The sequence below is a fragment of the Kribbella turkmenica genome (genome assembly GCF_004348725.1).
Taxonomy (GTDB): domain Bacteria; phylum Actinomycetota; class Actinomycetes; order Propionibacteriales; family Kribbellaceae; genus Kribbella; species Kribbella turkmenica.
The window spans coordinates 1-16186 of the sequence record NZ_SMKR01000169.1; the positions used below are offsets into that span (position 1 = coordinate 1).

At 70.5% G+C, this 16186-nt stretch carries 12 protein-coding genes; 3 read left to right on the forward strand and 9 right to left on the reverse strand.

The features are described from left to right. Positions 1–256: 256 nt before the first annotated feature. The 9 genes from E1218_RS29240 to E1218_RS29280 form a co-directional block, all read right to left on the reverse strand. Positions 257–1789, reverse strand: coding sequence for a PucR family transcriptional regulator (locus tag E1218_RS29240; protein ID WP_202866253.1), 1533 nt, complete (start codon positions 1787–1789; stop codon positions 257–259). Further along, positions 1786–2862: a DUF917 domain-containing protein gene (locus tag E1218_RS29245; protein ID WP_132326027.1), complete on the reverse strand. Its 1077-nt coding sequence runs from the start codon at positions 2860–2862 to the stop codon at positions 1786–1788. The genes E1218_RS29240 and E1218_RS29245 overlap by 4 nt, the downstream gene beginning before the upstream one ends. A gap of 39 nt (positions 2863–2901) precedes the next feature. Next, complete coding sequence (locus tag E1218_RS29250) at positions 2902–4011, reverse strand: DUF917 domain-containing protein (protein ID WP_132326029.1); 1110 nt, start codon at positions 4009–4011, stop codon at positions 2902–2904. A gap of 67 nt (positions 4012–4078) precedes the next feature. Beyond that, a complete protein-coding gene (locus E1218_RS29255) occupies positions 4079–5155 on the reverse strand; it encodes a DUF917 domain-containing protein (protein ID WP_132326031.1) in 1077 nt (358 codons plus the stop codon). After that, on the reverse strand, positions 5152–6714 hold the full coding sequence (locus E1218_RS29260) for a hydantoinase/oxoprolinase N-terminal domain-containing protein (protein WP_132326033.1): 1563 nt from the start codon (positions 6712–6714) through the stop codon (positions 5152–5154). Before E1218_RS29260 ends, E1218_RS29255 begins: the two co-directional genes overlap by 4 nt. Before the next feature lie 25 nt (positions 6715–6739). After that, on the reverse strand, positions 6740–8086 hold the full coding sequence (locus E1218_RS29265) for a purine-cytosine permease family protein (RefSeq protein WP_132326035.1): 1347 nt from the start codon (positions 8084–8086) through the stop codon (positions 6740–6742). Positions 8087–8200: 114 nt separating this feature from the next. Beyond that, positions 8201–9781 carry an ABC-F family ATP-binding cassette domain-containing protein gene (locus E1218_RS29270; RefSeq protein ID WP_132326037.1) on the reverse strand — a complete coding sequence of 527 codons (1581 nt, stop codon included), beginning with the start codon at positions 9779–9781 and terminating at the stop codon, positions 8201–8203. Between the two features lie 155 nt (positions 9782–9936). After that, positions 9937–10143, reverse strand: coding sequence for a DUF6343 family protein (locus E1218_RS29275; protein ID WP_132326039.1), 207 nt, complete (start codon positions 10141–10143; stop codon positions 9937–9939). A 15-nt stretch (positions 10144–10158) separates the two neighbouring features. After that, entirely contained in the window at positions 10159–10830 is a 672-nt protein-coding gene (locus tag E1218_RS29280; protein ID WP_132326041.1) for a FadR/GntR family transcriptional regulator, read from the reverse strand. Between the two features lie 545 nt (positions 10831–11375). On the opposite strand from E1218_RS29280, the gene E1218_RS29285 reads away from it, so the two are divergent. Genes E1218_RS29285 through E1218_RS29290 form a run of 3 tightly spaced genes read left to right on the forward strand, consistent with a single transcriptional unit; the run spans position 11376 to position 16139 of the window. Continuing rightward, positions 11376–15215, forward strand: coding sequence for a multifunctional oxoglutarate decarboxylase/oxoglutarate dehydrogenase thiamine pyrophosphate-binding subunit/dihydrolipoyllysine-residue succinyltransferase subunit (locus E1218_RS29285; protein WP_202866254.1), 3840 nt, complete (start codon positions 11376–11378; stop codon positions 15213–15215). A gap of 1 nt (position 15216) precedes the next feature. Then, positions 15217–15393: a DUF6104 family protein gene (locus tag E1218_RS36280; RefSeq protein ID WP_165949468.1), complete on the forward strand. Its 177-nt coding sequence runs from the start codon at positions 15217–15219 to the stop codon at positions 15391–15393. A 26-nt stretch (positions 15394–15419) separates the two neighbouring features. Continuing rightward, a complete protein-coding gene (locus E1218_RS29290; RefSeq protein WP_132326043.1) occupies positions 15420–16139 on the forward strand; it encodes an AAA family ATPase in 720 nt (239 codons plus the stop codon). Positions 16140–16186: the final 47 nt, after the last annotated feature.

The following is a 16186-nucleotide window of genomic DNA, read 5'->3' on the forward strand; positions in this document are numbered from 1 at the left end:
GAAGAGGTCCACACCAACGCAGCCCTCACCCGCACCCGGATCCCGCCAGCGCTCTGGTCCGACCTCAAATCCGCCGACCTCCTTCGCGAGGACGCCCCGGTGTAGACCCCACGCACTACTACGCGCGCACTCTCCGTCGCGTGCGCGCCCCCACCTCGCATCTCCGTCCGCAACGGGGGCCTTGCCCAAGTTCTGGCGGATCTGAACACGTTATTGCCTGTGCCGACTCCCTAGTTCTTGTGCAATCCCACGGGAGTCAGCGGGCGGTTCGGCAGGCCAGGTGGAGGGCCAGGCGTTCGTCGGAGTTGGCCAGGTCGACGCCGAGGAGGTGCTGGATCTTGGTGATCCGGGCCGAGACGGTGTTGCGGTGGATGCCGAGGACGGCGGCGGTCTCGGCGAGGGAGGACTCGGTGTCGAGGTAGGCGGCGAGGGTGCCGACGAGGTCGCCCGGCTGGTCCTCGATGGGGGCGAGGAGGGCGCGGGCCGCGGGCTGGAACGTGTCGGTCCGGGTCCAGGCGAGCAGCAGCTGCGCCAGGCCGAGGCGGTCGACGTGCAGGAAGCGGCCGGTCTCGCGGCGGCCCCGGGCGAGCCCGGCCGCGTCGCCGGCTTCGGCCAGGGAGGTGGCGATGCCGCCGGGTCCGGGCTGGACGCGGCCGACTCCGACGTACGGGTCGACGGTCTGGACCAGGCGGCGTTGCACGCGGCGGATGGCGGCGGCCTGCTGCTGGACTTCCGTGGCGGTCGGCTCACGAGCGGCGGTGATCCACGCGGACCACCCGTCGCCCTGCTCGACGACCACGGCCGGGAGCCCTTCGGCGTCGAACGCCTCGACCACATCGGTACGCCGACCGGCCGCATCGACCTGTCCGTCGGCCCCGATCCGGATGCCCGTGTGCCACCCGTCCAACTGCCACCCGAGGTCCACCGCACGCCGCCGGGTCGCCTCGGACCGTTCACCGTGCAGCAGTTCGCCGAGCAACGACGTACGTTGCCGTGCGTCCCGCTCGAGCTCCAACCGACGCAGCGCCAAGCGCTGGCCGACGGCCGGTGCAACCACAGTCAGCACAGCAGGTACGGCGGCAACCTCGGCCGGCACCACACCGGGCAACCGAGCCACCAGCCAGCAAGCAGGCCCCGCCCCGAGTACGGACACCGCGATCAGCACCGCACCACTCGACAGATCCACCCGGTACGGCGCCGCCCACGCCACCGGCACCGCGGGCAGGGCCGCAACCAGCTCAGGCCGCTCAGCCGCCTCCAACGGCTCACCCGCCAATGTGCCGCCATCTGATCCAGCGAGCGTCACCGGCCGCTCGAGTACTGCGGACGTCGTCCGCAACACCGACTCCAGCTCTCCCTCGACCCGCCGCAGCTCGGTCACTGCCCGCAGTACGAGCTCTGCCCGCACACGGTCGGGCTCGGCCGTCACCCGGTTGAGGTACTCGTGCGCGGCCAATGGATCAGCACTACCCAGGACAGGCAACTGCAGCCGCGAGGCCAGCAGCTGAGCCCCACGTCCCAGCGGCTCCACACCGGCCAGCAGCACGGCCGCAGCGCCGGCCGCCGAGGCCCGGCTGATCAGAGCGTCGATCCGCCAGTCGGTGTGATCCGACGCCAGCAGTACGACGAGCAACTCCCCCGGCATCGGGGTCGGATGACCGGCGACACCCATCAGCACGCGTGAGCCCGCCAGCGTCGGTCCAGGATCCTGCGCACCACCCAGTACGACGACGTCCCGCCAGCCGGGCGCGGTCAGCATCGCCGCCAACGTCGGCGCCAGTCCGGTCACGATGCCTCCAGCAACAGTGGGTCGCAGGTCAGACCGAACGCCCGCGGACCGACATGGCTCAGCCGCGCGCCGTGCCGCCACCAGTCCGGGCCGGGCAGCGCGAGCACCAGCACCTCGTCACCGGTCCGGAGGGCATCGACGGCGATCGGCTTCAGCGTCCGCCGGTCCAGCACGCACACCAGTTCCGGCGTGGTCACGACGGGCTCGCCGTCGACCATCGCGAGCAGGTACTCGTTCTCGGTCTCGATCCGCACGACCGCGCGACTCGGTTCGTCGACGACACAGACCGTGCCCCGCCCGAACGCACCACCGGGACCGTGCGGCCGGCCGCCGTATCGGGCCACCTCGTCGACCCGGCCGTCCCCGAGCAGCCGCCCGCCGAGGGCATCGGCCACGTCCGTGGGGCCGGCCGATGCCGTCAAACCGGCGTGGGCACGGCCCAGCTCGAGCGCCCGGACGAGACTGCCGGTCACCGCGTCAGCGGTCGCGTCGGCCGCGGGCGTCGGCGCGAGCGCGAGCACTGCCCAACCGCCCGTGTGGACGACGAAACTCCGAACGGCCCGCTCCAGTCCGGCCGGATCGATGTTGTCGACGACAACGATCTGACCACCCGGCTCGCTCAGTGCACAGGGCGTCAGCGACCGTCCCGCCACAGCCCACGAGAACTGGTCGAGCCGCGGCATCGCCCGGCCCATCAGGTCCGCGTCGACGAACGGCAGGCCGAGGTCCACCGCGGCGACCAGCGCGCTGAGGCCGTTCAGCCCGCCCGCCTCGACCGACATCAGGCCGCCGACCGGATGGCCGGTCCACCGGCTGACGGCGTGCACGGCGGTCGAGAACTCACGGCCGCTGGGCAACTTCTCGGCCAGCACGCTGGTCGCCCCGACCACGCCGACCGGACTGAGGTAGCCGTCGGCAACTGCGGACGCGTCGAGCAGCTCCAGCTCACCGGACCCGAGCCGCCGGCCCAGGATCCGCCCGAACGCCCGGCTGTCGCCGCCACCACCGGATCCCAGCAGCGTGACGCCGACGACCAGCGCTTCCAGATCGTGTTCGCGGATGACCGTCGTCATGGGCCGATGATGTCACCGCGGGCGCGGATGCGGGCGGAATCAGGTGCTGACGAGGTCTCCCCGGCGTTCGACCGGCTCGAACTCGACCTCGAGGCCGAAGCAGGACGGACCGAAGACCGCGAGCGCCTCCGGTGTCCTCATCAGCTCCGGCGTGGAGATGCCGACGACGGTGACGCGCTGGCCGTAGCGCAGTCCCTCCGTGGTGATCGGCTCCGCGGTGTCGCCCTCCAGCACGCAGATCAGGTCCGGGACCGTGCAGACGACCGAACCGTCGACCTCCGCGACCAGGTTCTCGTTCTGGAACCGCAGCTCGAGCGTGCAGACACCGTCGTACGAGGTGAACCGGGCCCGGCCGCGGGCGAACCCTTCGACGGTCCGGCGTTCGACGTCGACCACCTTGCCGCGGAACAGCACCCGCAGGTGGTTGTACAGCGTCGGCGCCAGCGCCGCCCGGACGGCCTCGACCGGATCGCTGTGCGACTCGCGCGCCAGCCGGACCGCGCGGCCGAGCGACAGACCGAGCGACAGCGTCCGCGGTACGGCGGTCCGCTTCACCTCGGCGCCCGTCATCGAGTACTCGGCGATGTGTGCGACCCCACCGAGCCGGATGGTGATCCCGCGCGCCAGCCATTCCATCTGCCGGTTGTCAGCACCTGTGTCGATGACGACGGTCTCGTCGTGCTCCCCCGCGATCGCCATCGGCGACCCGGGGACGCCGTACACCGAGAAGGTCTCCATCTGGAGCTCCGGGAAGGCGCGGCCCATTCCGTCGGCGTCGACGACCGGGAGGCCGGTGCGGGCGGCGACCAGCAGCGGGATCATCGAGTTGATCCCGCCGCACTCGATCGGCATGGTCGCGTCCGCGGTCCGGCCGAGACGGCGTTCGAGGGCGCGCAGGGCGCCGACCGGTTCGCTGCCACGCGGGATCTTCTCCACGATCACCGTCGGCGCACCCATCTGCGCGGTCGGGATGACGAACGCGTCGTCGTCGAGCTCGTCCGGGTCCAGCACCGTGACCGGCCCGTACTCCCGGATCGCCTGCTCCACCAGCAGCCGTCCGATCATCGGGTCGCCGCCACCGCCGGTGCCGAGAATCGCCGCCCCACGGGCCAGATCCCGCAGGTGCTCGATGCCCAACTGCCAGCTCATCCCCGTCCTCCCCTCGCGCCGGGTGGGCATGCGGCACGCATCACGGTGCCTTGAATTGTTCGCTCGCTCATACCGTCTCCAGCGCGCGGATGGGATCCAGGTCGTAGCCGAAGTACCGCGGGCCGACCAGCTCGATGCCCGCCGGCGAGTGCCAGCGTTCGTCGGACGGCGCGGCCAGCACGCTGACGCGCTGCCCGTAGCGCAACGCCTCCGTGGTGATCGGCTCGCCGGACTCGGTGTCCAGCACGATGATCAGGTCGGGCGTCGTCGTGACCGCGGCACCGTCGATCTCCGCGACCAGGTGCTCGTTCTGGAAACGCAGTACCAGCAGCCGGCCGAGGGAGGTGTCGAGCCCGTCGACGGTGGCGTCCCCGCGGGCGAACCCGGTCGTCGTACGACGCTGGACGTCGACCACCTTGCCGACGTGCAGCATCCGGCCACCGAGGCGATCGACCACCGCCGCCACCGGGTCCCTGAGCGTACGGCGGGCCGCGTCGATGGCCCGTCCGGTCGCCAGGCACTGACTGAGCGTCCCGGGCACGAACGAGGCCCGGACCTCTGCGCCGGTCATCGCGTACAGCGAGACGATCGCCGAGCACCCCATGTCCACGGTCGCGGACCGGGCCAGCCGCTCGGCCCACGCGTTGGAGATCGTGTCGAAGACGCCGCGGTTGCCCTTCTCGTCGACGATAGACATCGGCGTCGCCTCGATCCCCGCCAGCGTCGGCAGCACCATCTGCAGCTCGGGGAACGCGCGGCCCATGCCGTCACCGTCGACCAGCGGCAGGCCCAGCTGGGCGGCGGCGATCACCGGGACGGTCGAGTTCACGCCACCGGCCTCGATGCAGGCGATGTGGGTCGGTGTCTTCCCGACGTACTTGGCCAGGGTCCGGACCGCGATCGCGATCTGGTCCGCGGACGGCAGCTTCTCCACCATCACGGTGGGCGCACCCATCATGGCCACCGGCAGCACGCAGGCGTCGTCCGGCAGATCGTCCACACTGACGATCTCGACCGGCCCGTGCACCCGCAAGGCCTGCTCGGCCAGCAGCCGGCCGATGTGGGGATCGCCTCCACCACCGGTCCCCAGAACGGCGGCGCCTCGTGCGAGCGCACCCAGGTCCGCGGCTGTCAGTGTCGTCATGACTGCCCCAGCCGGAGGTCGCCGACCGCCTTGCAGCGGATACGGGTGGCGTTGCCCGGCAGGTAGGGAATCGGTACTTCGTCGAAGTCGACGATCCGTACCTGCGCCGGGTCGGCGCCGGCCGCGACCGCCCGGTCGACCGCCTCCTGGCGAGCCTCGTCCACGACCGCGTCCCGCCGGCCGGGGTCGATCGCGTACACCCGGTCGACCTCGCCGCCGACCTGCGCGATCGCCGCGCCGATCGCGTTCGCGACCGCGAAGTGATCGGGTCGGTGCACGGCCAGGCTGCCCGGCAGGTCGTCGGGCAGCAGGATCGACCCGCCGCCGACCGCCACCACCGGCAGCGGCTCCGGCGAGGTCCGCATCCGTTCCACCGCGTCCGCGATGTCCGCGGCGACCCGGGCGAGGGCCGCCTTGACCAGGGTCGGGTCGAGTCCGGCGACCGCGTCCGCGGACCCGATCTCGGCCCGCCCGGCCGCGACCGCGACGTCCGTCGCCGTCAGCGTCGTACCGCCGAAGACCAGCGCCTCCTCGGTCAGCCGGTAGCCCACCGACCGCGGACCGACCGTCACCACGTCGTTGTCGGTCCCCGAAGCGACCAGGCTGCCGCCGCCGATGCCGATGCTGAGCACGTCGGGCATCCGGAAGTTCGTCCGGACGCCGGCCACGTCCACCTCGGTGGTCGCCTCCCGGGGGAAGCCGTGGGTGAGGACGCCGACGTCACTCGTCGTCCCGCCGACGTCCACGACCGCGCAGGTGTCGAGGCCGGACAGCAACGCCGCGCCGCGCATCGAGTTGGTCGGGCCGGACGCGAAGGTCGCGACCGGGTACCGGCGGGCGAAATCGACGTCCATCAGCGTGCCGTCGTTCTGGCTCAGGTAGAGCGGCGCCGCGATGCCGTGCCCGGCGACCGCGCCGGCCAGGCCGTCGACGATGCTCGCGGCCAGCTCCCGCAGGGCTGCGTTGACGATGGTCGCGTTCTCCCGCTCCAGCAGGCCGATCCGGCCGATCTCGTGGGACAGCGAGATCGCGACGTCGTCACCGAGCTCGGATCGCAGGATCTCGGCCGCGCGCAGCTCGAACTCGTTGCTGACCGGCGAGAACACCGACGAGATGGCCACCGACCGGATGCCGTGCGCGACCATGTCCGCGGCGTGCCGGCGTAGCTCGTCCTCGTCCAGCTCGGCGATGTGCCGGCCGTCGAACTCATGGCCGCCGTGCGCCAGGTAGCTGCGGCCGCTGACCGCGTCGACCAGCCGCTGCGGCCAGTCCACCAGCGGCGGCAGCGACGCGGTCGCGGGCAGCCCGAGCCGGAGCGCGGCCGTCGGCGCGAGCCGGCGGGCCTCGACCAGTGCGTTGATGAAGTGCGTGGTGCCGATCATCACCGCCTGCACCTGGCCCGGGTCGAACGACCGCTCGGCCTGCAACCGGTCGAGGGTGTCGATGATGCCCGCGGTCACGTCCTGGCTGGTCGCCGACTTGTTGGCGGCCAGGACGGTGTTGCCCTCGAGCAGCACGGCGTCGGTGTTGGTGCCACCGACATCGATGCCGATACGCATGCGGATCCTCCTGGGTTCCAGGTGACTACCCGGCGGCCGGTACGGCGCCGGACTCGGTCTGCTCGCTGTCCATGGTCCGGCTCGTCCCCACGCCGCGGACCAGGCCGAGCTTGCCGGCCACGACGTACGCGGCGAAACCGATCACGAGCGAGTTGATGCTGGGCAGGCCCCAGGCGACGTACTTGCCGATCAGGGCGGCGCCGATCCAGATCACGATCGTGGCCGGCACCCAGGTCGGCGCGGTCGCCGGCAGCACACCGTGCTCGCGGGACCGGTCCAGGTCGGGACGCCAGCGCTTCACCACGAAGTACTCCGCGACCATGATCCCGGCGATCGGGGGGAACGCGACGCCGAGCAGGATGAGGAAGTCGGTGAACTTGTCCAGGATGCCGCCGGCGGCCAGCACGCTGCCGAGGACGCCGACGACCAGGGTGACGACGGCGCGGTTGACGTGCTTGCCGAAGACGGTGCCGATGAAGTTCACCACGCCGAGGCCGGAGCTGTAGAGGTTCCAGTCGTTGATCTTCAGCGTGCCGAGAATGATCACCAGCGTGCCGACCCAGCCGACCGACGAGGTCACGATCGTGATCACGTCCGCGGATCCGACGGCGTGCGCGAGCAGGACACCGGACAGCCCGATCACGTACTCGCCGAGGGTGATGCCGAGGACGGTCTGCTTCACGACGTCGCCGACACTGCGGTTGAACCGGGTCATGTCCGGCGTGATCACCGCCCCGACGATGAAGCCGCCGGCGACCAGCGTCGTACCCTCGAGCAGGCTCAGCTGCGGACCGGGCGGCGCCGAACTGGTCAGCACGCCGAGGCTGTGGTCGGACAGTTCGCTGATGATCGACCAGCCGACCAGGACGAGAAAGGCCGGCACGGTCACGTAGGCGACCCAGGCCATCGAGTGGAAGCCGCGCAGGACGACCAGCGTCACCGCCAGACCGAACACCAGCGACCAGCCCCAGGTGGGCAGGACGCCGATCAGCGAGCTCAGACCCGCCGCGGACACCGCGGACTGGATGCCGAACCAGCCGATCAGGCTGATGCCGATCGCGAGCCCGATCAGTGACGACCCCGCCTGCCCGAACCCGGCCCAGCGTGCGATCACCGAGGTCTGCAGGCCTTCACGGGCGCCGATGACGCCGATCAGGATCGCGACCAGTTCCAGGATGACCGCGCCGAGCGTCAGGGCCCAGAACGCGGTCCAGAAGCTCATCCCGAAGCCGAGGGTGGCCCCGAGCAGGAACTGGCTCAGTGCGGAGATCTGCCCGAAGCGTTGCGTCGCGACAGACCACCAGGAATAACGGGCGCTCGCCGGGACCCGGGCGAGGGCGTAGTCGTCGGTACCGACCTGTGCAGCGGCCATGGGAACCTCCAGGGCTGGGGATTCCAACGAACGTACGGCGGCACGCGGCCCGGCTCACCGTCCATTGTGCACAGCCACTGCCGACCGACTGTGCATCCGGCCCAATGTCACCACCTACAGCGGATCGACGTCGGTCAGGGTTTCCGGGGTGAGCTCGAGCCACCGGGTGATGCCGATGTCGCGGAGGAAAGGCAGGTCGTGACTCGCGACCACCAGCGCACCGCTGTACGACGACAATGCGCCCTTCAACTGCGCGACGCTGGCGAGGTCGAGATTGTTCGTCGGCTCGTCCAGCATCAGCAGCTGCGGTGGCGGCTCGGCCAGCAGCAGGGCGGCCAGGGTCGCGCGGAAGCGTTCACCGCCGGACAGGGTGCTGACCAGCTGATCGGCAGCGCGACCGCGGAACAGGAAGCGCGCTAGTCGTGAGCGACGGTCCTGGTTCTCGGTGCCCGGCGCCAGCAGAGCGAGATTGTCGACGATCGACAGGTCGTCGCGCAGGAGGTCCAGCCGCTGCGGCAACAGCCGGTGGGGCACCAGCGGCGACTCCCCTGCCACGATCGACTCCAGCAACGTCGTCTTGCCGGCACCGTTCGGCCCCGTGAGCGCGATCCGCTCCGGACCGCGGATCTCCAGGTCCACCCGCGCGCCGGTCCGCAGGACGTGGTCCTCGAGCCGCAGGACGATCCGCCCGGCCGGTACGACGGTCTTCGGCAGGTCGACGCGGATCGTGTCGTCGTCGTGGACGAGCGCCTCCGCGTCGGCCAGCGCCTCCTGCGCCGACTCGAGCCGCTCGGTCTGCACCTCGAGGTGCTTGCCCGCCGACACCTGGGCCGACCGTTTGAGCCCGCCGGCGACGATCCTCGGGATCCCGCCCTGCTCGGCCGCCTTCTGTCCCCGGGCCCGGCGCTGGTCCATCTTCATCCGCGCCTCGATCAGGTCGCGCTTCTGTTTGCGGACGTCGGCCTCCGCCGCCCGGACCATCCGCTCGGCCGCCTCCTGCTCGACCGCGACCGCCTCCTCGTAGGCGGTCAGGTTGCCGCCGTACCAGCTGATCTCGCCCTTGCGCAGGTCGCCGATCTGGTCGACCCGGTCCAGCAACTCGCGGTCGTGGCTGACGATCAGCAGCGCACCGCGGAACTGGTCGACGGCGTCGTACAGGTGCCGCCGCGCCCGCAGGTCGAGGTTGTTGGTGGGCTCGTCGAGCAGCAGTACGTCGGGACGAGGCAGCAGCTCGGCGGCCAGCCCGAGCAGGATCGTCTCGCCGCCGGACAACTCGCCGACGCTGCGGTCCAGCCCGATCGCGCCGAGGCCGAGCCTGCCGAGCAGTGCCTCGGCGCGCTCCTCGACGTCCCACTCGTCGCCGACGACGGCGAAGTTCTCCTCCGAGGCGTCGCCGGACTCGATCGCGGTGATCGCGCGCCGGACGCCGTCGATGCCGAGCGCCTGGTCGACGCGCAGCGCGGTGTCCAGGGTGAGGTCCTGCGGCAGGTATCCGAGTTCACCGCTGACCCGGATCACGCCGCGCTGCGGGGTCAGCCGGCCGGCGATCAGCCGGAGCAGTGTCGACTTGCCGGTGCCGTTGCGGCCGACCAGCCCGGACCGCACCGGTCCGGCGACGAAGCTGAGGCCGTCGAACAGCACGTCGCCGTCCGGCCAGGCGAAGAAGAGGTCCGTGCAGGACAGGGAATGACTCATGTGCGTGTACTCCAGGAAGAGGTCTCGGACGAGAACGCGCACCCGCGACGGGTGGCGATCACCGGCTGAAGGAAAGACCTCGGAGTTACAACGCAGACCCCTGACCTCGGCAACAGGACGGGTCCCAGGCTACGGGCAGCTCTTCACCGGTTCAACTACTTATCCGCGTGCTTGCGCCAGGCAACGATCACCAGATCGACCAGGGCGACCACCGCCAGCACCACGCAGGCGATCACCCACCCCACCGGAACGTCGTACGCCGTGAACAGGATCGCGGCCGTCACCCACAGCCCGACACCGAAGCACGCCAGCACCAACCGCAGCGTCAGCGCACTGCGCGGTGGCGGAGGTTCGAAGGTCATACTCGGCCGGTACCCCTAAGGCGCCTTGCGCAGCCAGGTCTCGACGCCGGCGATGTGGGCGGTCATCCACGCCCGGGCCGCCTCCGCGTCGCCGATCTCGATCGCGTCCAGGATCGCGGCGTGCTCCGACAGGGTTCGCTCGACCGCGCCGGCCTGGGTGACGCCGCGCCAGATCCGGGCCCGCTGGGTCGCCCCGGAGATGCCGTCCAGCAGCGAGCAGACCACCTGGTTCCCGGTCGCCTCGGCGATCGCGCGGTGGAACCGCAGGTCGTTCGCGACCAGCTCCTCCACCGGTGCGTCCGGCGTCAGGTCACTGCAGAGCAGCCGCAGCTCGGTCAACTGCTCTTTGCTGATCCGTACGGCGGCGAGCGCGGCCACACCGGGCTCGAGCAGCCGCCGTACCTCGAAGAACTGCAGCACCGAGTCGTCGCGGTGCAGGTCGACCATGAAGTTCAGCGCGTCCAGGAGATGCGCCGAGTCCAGGCTGGTCACGTAGGTGCCGTCGCCGTGCCGGACGTCGAGCACGTTCACCAGCGTCAGCGCCTTGACCGCCTCGCGCAGCGAGTTCCGCGACAGGCCGAGCCGCGCCGCGAGATCGGCCTCCTTCGGCAGTCGATCCCCCGGACCCAGTTCCCCCGAGGTGATCATCCCCTTGATCTTGACGATCGCCTCATCCGTCAACGCCATCTCGTCAGTATGCCCGCCCAGGGGCGCGCCGTACGGCGATCGCGCCCACTGCGTCGACGACGCACGAACGCAACCGGAAACGCCGGCGTGGCCGAGGCCGGCCGGGCGCAGCGCGGTGAGTCCAGTAACAGGGAAGTGGACTGATCGTTGGCGTGAGGTTGACCACACTTTCCGCACGTTCCGATCGCGACCGAGGGCGAGCGGGCAGTTGCATACAGTGGCCAGATACGCTGGAACGGCGTACCCAGAGTGACCGTCGACGACGCCGGAATCCCACCTCTGCAAGGCGTCCCGGACTCCGGCCACGGATCGATCGGTCCACTCACATCCGGGAGGGTGGCCGGTGAGCTGAAACACCAGCCAGCACAGTGTTTCAGGGCTCGATCGATCCAGTCGGCGAGGCCCGACCACCTGACGCACTGGTCCGGTGGTCCCGGGCTGTGGAAGTGGTCCGGGTGCTATTAGCCTTGCCCTGGGGATGCCCCCATAACATCAGCATTAACCACCGCGGTATCCGGACCGAATCGGAAGAGGCGAACTGCCAAGTGGCCACCGAGCCATCAGACACAAATCCACTAGCAGCCTTCGGTGCGAACGAATGGCTGGTCGACGAGCTGTACGAGAAGTACCTGCAGGACCCCAAGTCAGTGGATCCGGCGTGGCTCGACTTCTTCAAGAACTACACCCCAGGTGACGCGAAGCCGGTGAAGAAATCCCCGGCCGACGCTCCCCGGCCCGACGCGGTGTCGGAGAACAAGACCCCGGAGGCGCCGGGCCGCGGTACGACCGCGTCCGCGCCCGCTTCGAGCCGGCCCGCCGCCGCGGCCGCCGCGGCCGCTCCTGCCGCCGCGGCGCCCGCCCCGGCCGCCGCGAACCCGCCGGCCGCCGCGCAGGCCGCCGTACCGCAGGACCAGCCCGCAGCGAAAGCGGCACCGGCCCCGGCCGGCGCTGCCCCGACCGGAGGCACGGTGAACCAGCCCCCCAGCGCCCAGCCGAAGCCCGCTCCCGCGACCAGCACGGACGCCGAGCGGCAGATCCTGCGCGGTGCGCCCGCGCGGACGGCGCAGAACATGGAGAGCAGCCTCCAGGTCCCGACCGCGACCAGCGTCCGGCAGGTGCCGGTCAAGCTGCTGATCGACAACCGCATCGTCATCAACAACCACCTCAAGCGCGCCCGCGGCGGCAAGGTCTCCTTCACCCACCTGGTCGGCTGGGCGCTGGTGAGGGCGCTGAAGACGCTGCCGGAGATGAACGCGTCGTACGACGAGACCGACGGCAAGCCGACCCTGGTCCAGCCGCAGCACATCAACCTGGGTCTCGCGATCGACATGCAGAAGCCGGACGGCACCCGGCAGCTGCTGGTTCCGTCGATCAAGGCGGCCGAATCGATGACGTTCGCCGAGTTCTGGATGGCCTACGAGGACCTGGTCCGCCGGGCCCGCGACAACAAGCTCGCGCTGCCCGACTTCCAGGGCACGACCATCAGTCTGACCAACCCTGGCACCATCGGCACCCAGCACTCGGTGCCGCGGCTGATGAGGGGCCAGGGCTGCATCATCGGCGTCGGCGCGATGGAGTACCCACCGGAGTACCAGGGCGCGGCCGACGAGACGATGGCCAAGCTCGCGGTCAGCAAGGTGATGACGCTGACCTCGACCTACGACCACCGGATCATCCAGGGCGCCCAGTCGGGTGAATTCCTGCGCCGGCTGCACCAGCTACTGCTCGGCGAGGAGGGCTTCTACGACGAGATCTTCCAGTCGCTGCGGATCCCGTACGAGCCGATCCGCTGGGCCGCCGACCTCCCGCACAGCCACGAGGAGGACATCAGCAAGCAGGCCCGGATCCTGGAGCTCATCCACGCCTACCGGGTGCGCGGCCACATCATGGCCGACACCGACCCGCTGGAGTACAAGCAGCGCAGCCACCCCGACCTGGACGTGGCCACGCACGGCCTGACCCTGTGGGACCTGGACCGCGAGTTCGCCACCGGGTCCTTCGGCCAGGCCACCGACCGCAAGTTCATGAGGCTGCGGGAGATCCTCGGCATCCTGCGCGACTCGTACTGCCGGACCACCGGCATCGAGTACATGCACATCCAGGACCCCGAGCAGCGCAAGTGGATCCAGGAGCGGGTCGAACGGCCGCACACCAAGCCCCCGCGCGAGGAGCAGCTGCGGATCCTGGCCAAGCTGAACGAGGCCGAGGCGTTCGAGACCTTCCTGCAGACCAAGTACGTCGGCCAGAAGCGGTTCTCGCTGGAGGGTGGCGAGACCACCATCCCGCTGCTCGACGAACTCTGCGAGGAGGCCGCCGGCGCCGGGCTGGACGAGGTCGTCATCGGGATGGCGCACCGCGGCCGGCTGAACGTGCTGGCGAACATCGTCGGCAAGTCGTACGGCCAGATCTTCCGCGAGTTCGACGGCAACATCGACCCGCGGACGGTGCAGGGCTCCGGCGACGTCAAGTACCACCTGGGCGCCGAGGGCGAGTTCGTCTCCGAGTTCGGCGACAAGATCAAGGTGTCGGTGGCGGCGAACCCGTCCCACCTGGAGACCGTCGACCCGGTGCTGGAGGGCATCGTCCGGGCCAAGCAGGACATCCTGGACCGCGGCTCCGCGTTCCCGGTGCTGCCGGTGCTCGTGCACGGTGACGCCGCCTTCGCCGGCCAGGGCGTGGTCGCGGAGACACTGAACCTGTCGCAGCTGCGCGGCTACCGGACCGGCGGCACGATCCACGTCATCGTCAACAACCAGGTCGGTTTCACCACCTCCCCGGCCTCGTCCCGGTCGTCGATGTACAGCTCCGACGTGGCCCGGATGGTGCAGGCGCCGATCTTCCACGTGAACGGCGACGACCCCGAGGCCTGCGTCCGGGTCGCCGACCTGGCCTTCGAGTACCGCCAGGCGTTCAACAAGGACGTCGTCATCGACCTGGTCTGCTACCGCCGCCGTGGTCACAACGAGGGTGACGACCCGAGCTTCACCCAGCCGCTGATGTACGACCTGATCGAGCAGAAGCGGTCCGTCCGCAAGCTCTACACCGAGGCCCTGATCGGCCGTGGCGACATCACCGTCGAAGAGGCCGAGCAGGCGATGCGCGACTTCCAGCAGCGGCTGGAGCGGGTGTTCACCGAGGTCCGCGAGGCGAAGAGCCAGCCGGACACGCCGGCGCCGTACGTCACCGTGCCGGTCTACCCGGACAAGCCGGAGGGCCCGGACGCGACCGCGACCACGCCCGAGGTGCTGAAGAAGATCGCCGACGCGTACACCACGCTGCCGGAGGGCTTCACCGTGCACCCGAAGGTGCTGCCGCAGCTGCAGCGCCGGGCGACCGCGATCACCCAGGGCCCGATCGACTGGGCCAGCGCGGAGATCACCGCGTTCGGCTCGCTGCTGCTGGCCGGCCGGCCGGTCCGGCTCGCGGGTCAGGACAGCCGGCGCGGCACGTTCGTCCAGCGGTTCGCGGCCATCATCGACCGGGTCAACGGCCAGGACTGGGTGCCGCTGCAGCACCTGGACGAGAACCAGGCGAACTTCCTCGTCTACGACTCCCTGCTGAGCGAGTACGCCGCCCTCGGCTTCGAGTACGGGTACTCCGTGGCCCGGCCGGACGCGCTGACGCTGTGGGAGGCGCAGTTCGGCGACTTCGTCAACGGCGCCCAGTCGATCATCGACGAGTACATCTCGTCCGGTGAGGCCAAGTGGGGCCAGAAGTCGGGCGTCGTGCTGCTGCTGCCGCACGGTTACGAGGGTCAGGGCCCGGACCACTCGTCCGCCCGGATCGAGCGTTTCCTCCAGCTGTGCGCGGAGGACGCGATGACGGTGGCCCAGCCGTCGACGCCGGCGTCGTACTTCCACCTGCTCCGCCGGCACACGCTCGGCGAGGAGCACAACCCGATGATCGTCTTCACGCCGAAGCAGCTGCTGCGGCGCAAGGAGGCGGTGTCGCAACCGGAGGAGCTCACCCACGGCACGTTCCGGCCGGTGGTCGGCGACGCCGAGGCCGAGCAGGCCGCGGCCGGGATCGAGCGGGTGATCCTGGCGTCGGGCCGGATCGTGTACGACCTGCTGGCCGAGCGGAAGAAGGCCGAGCCGGACAAGCTCAGCACCGCGATCGTCCGGGTGGAGCAGCTGTACCCGCTGCCGGCCGAGGAGATCGTCGCCGAGCTGGCGAAGTACCCGAACGCGACCGAGGTCCGCTGGGTCCAGGACGAGCCCGCGAACCAGGGCCCGTGGCCGTTCATGGCACTGAACCTGACCGAGCACCTCGGCGGCAAGCCGTTCTACCGGGTCTCCCGGCCGGCCATGTCGGCGCCGTCGGTCGGCGCGCACGGCGTGCACGTCGCGGAGCAGCAGACGCTGCTGAAGCAGGCGTTCAGCTGACGTGTACTTCACCGACCGAGGGATCGAGGAGCTCGAAGGCCGGCGTGGCGAGGAGGACGTCACGCTGGCCTGGGTCGCCGAGCGGCTGCGCGAGTTCGTCGACCTGCACCCCGAGTTCGAGACCCCGATCGAGCGGTTCGCCACCTGGCTGGCCCGCCTCGACGACGAGGACGACTGATCCTCGGGCTGTTCTAGCCTGGGTGGATGCCCTTCGCCGACCATCCCGTACGCCGGGTCGCCGCGGCGGAGGGCATTCGCCTGTCCGGGCACTGGCCGCACACCGTCCCGGCGGTCCGCCAGCTCCTCGTCGACGGTCTCGACCTGAATCCCGGGGTCACCTTCCTGGTCGGTGAGAACGGCGCCGGCAAGTCGACCCTGGTCGAGGCGATCGCGGTCGCCTACGGGATGTCCCCGGAGGGCGGCTCCACCGGCGCCCGGCTGACCACGCGCGCCACCGAGTCACCGCTGGCCGACGAGTTGCTGCTGACCCGTGGGGTCGGCGGCAAGAGGTCCGGGTTCTTCCTGCGGGCGGAGACGATGCACGGCTTCTACACCTACCTCGAGCAGAACCCGGGTGCGGCGTCCGAGCCCGTGTTCCACGAGCTGAGTCACGGCGAGAGTTTCCTCAGCCTGATCCGGAGCCGCTTCGACCGCCGGGGCTTCTACTGCCTGGACGAGCCCGAGTCCGCACTCTCCTTCTCCAGCAGCCTGGCCGTGGTCGGCGTACTGAACCAGCTGGCCGAGTCCGGGTCACAGGTGCTCTGCGCGACCCACTCACCCGTCATCGCCGCGCTGCCCGGCGCGACGATCCTCGAGGTCGGGGAGTGGGGCATCCGTACGACGACCTGGGGCGAGCTGCAACTGGTGGCGAACTGGAAGGCGTACCTGCAAGGGCCGGAGAGGTACCTGCGGCACGTGCTCTAGCCGGTGTGCGGTGGCCTCGTCCGGCGGGGTGGGTCGGGGGCCAGGGA

Bases quoted from the DNA above. Each gene is read 5' to 3' on its own strand.
- E1218_RS29245 (WP_132326027.1), bottom strand. From the start codon at position 2,862: ATGACGACGGTCATCCGCGAACACGATCTGGAAGCGCTGGTCGTCGGC.
- E1218_RS29250 (WP_132326029.1), bottom strand. From the start codon at position 4,011: ATGAGCTGGCAGTTGGGCATCGAGCACCTGCGGGATCTGGCCCGTGGG.
- E1218_RS29255 (WP_132326031.1), bottom strand. From the start codon at position 5,155: ATGACGACACTGACAGCCGCGGACCTGGGTGCGCTCGCACGAGGCGCC.
- E1218_RS29260 (WP_132326033.1), bottom strand. From the start codon at position 6,714: ATGCGTATCGGCATCGATGTCGGTGGCACCAACACCGACGCCGTGCTG.
- E1218_RS29265 (WP_132326035.1), bottom strand. From the start codon at position 8,086: ATGGCCGCTGCACAGGTCGGTACCGACGACTACGCCCTCGCCCGGGTC.
- E1218_RS29270 (WP_132326037.1), bottom strand. From the start codon at position 9,781: ATGAGTCATTCCCTGTCCTGCACGGACCTCTTCTTCGCCTGGCCGGAC.
- E1218_RS29275 (WP_132326039.1), bottom strand. From the start codon at position 10,143: ATGACCTTCGAACCTCCGCCACCGCGCAGTGCGCTGACGCTGCGGTTG.
- E1218_RS29280 (WP_132326041.1), bottom strand. From the start codon at position 10,830: ATGGCGTTGACGGATGAGGCGATCGTCAAGATCAAGGGGATGATCACC.
- E1218_RS29290 (WP_132326043.1), top strand. From the start codon at position 15,420: ATGCCCTTCGCCGACCATCCCGTACGCCGGGTCGCCGCGGCGGAGGGC.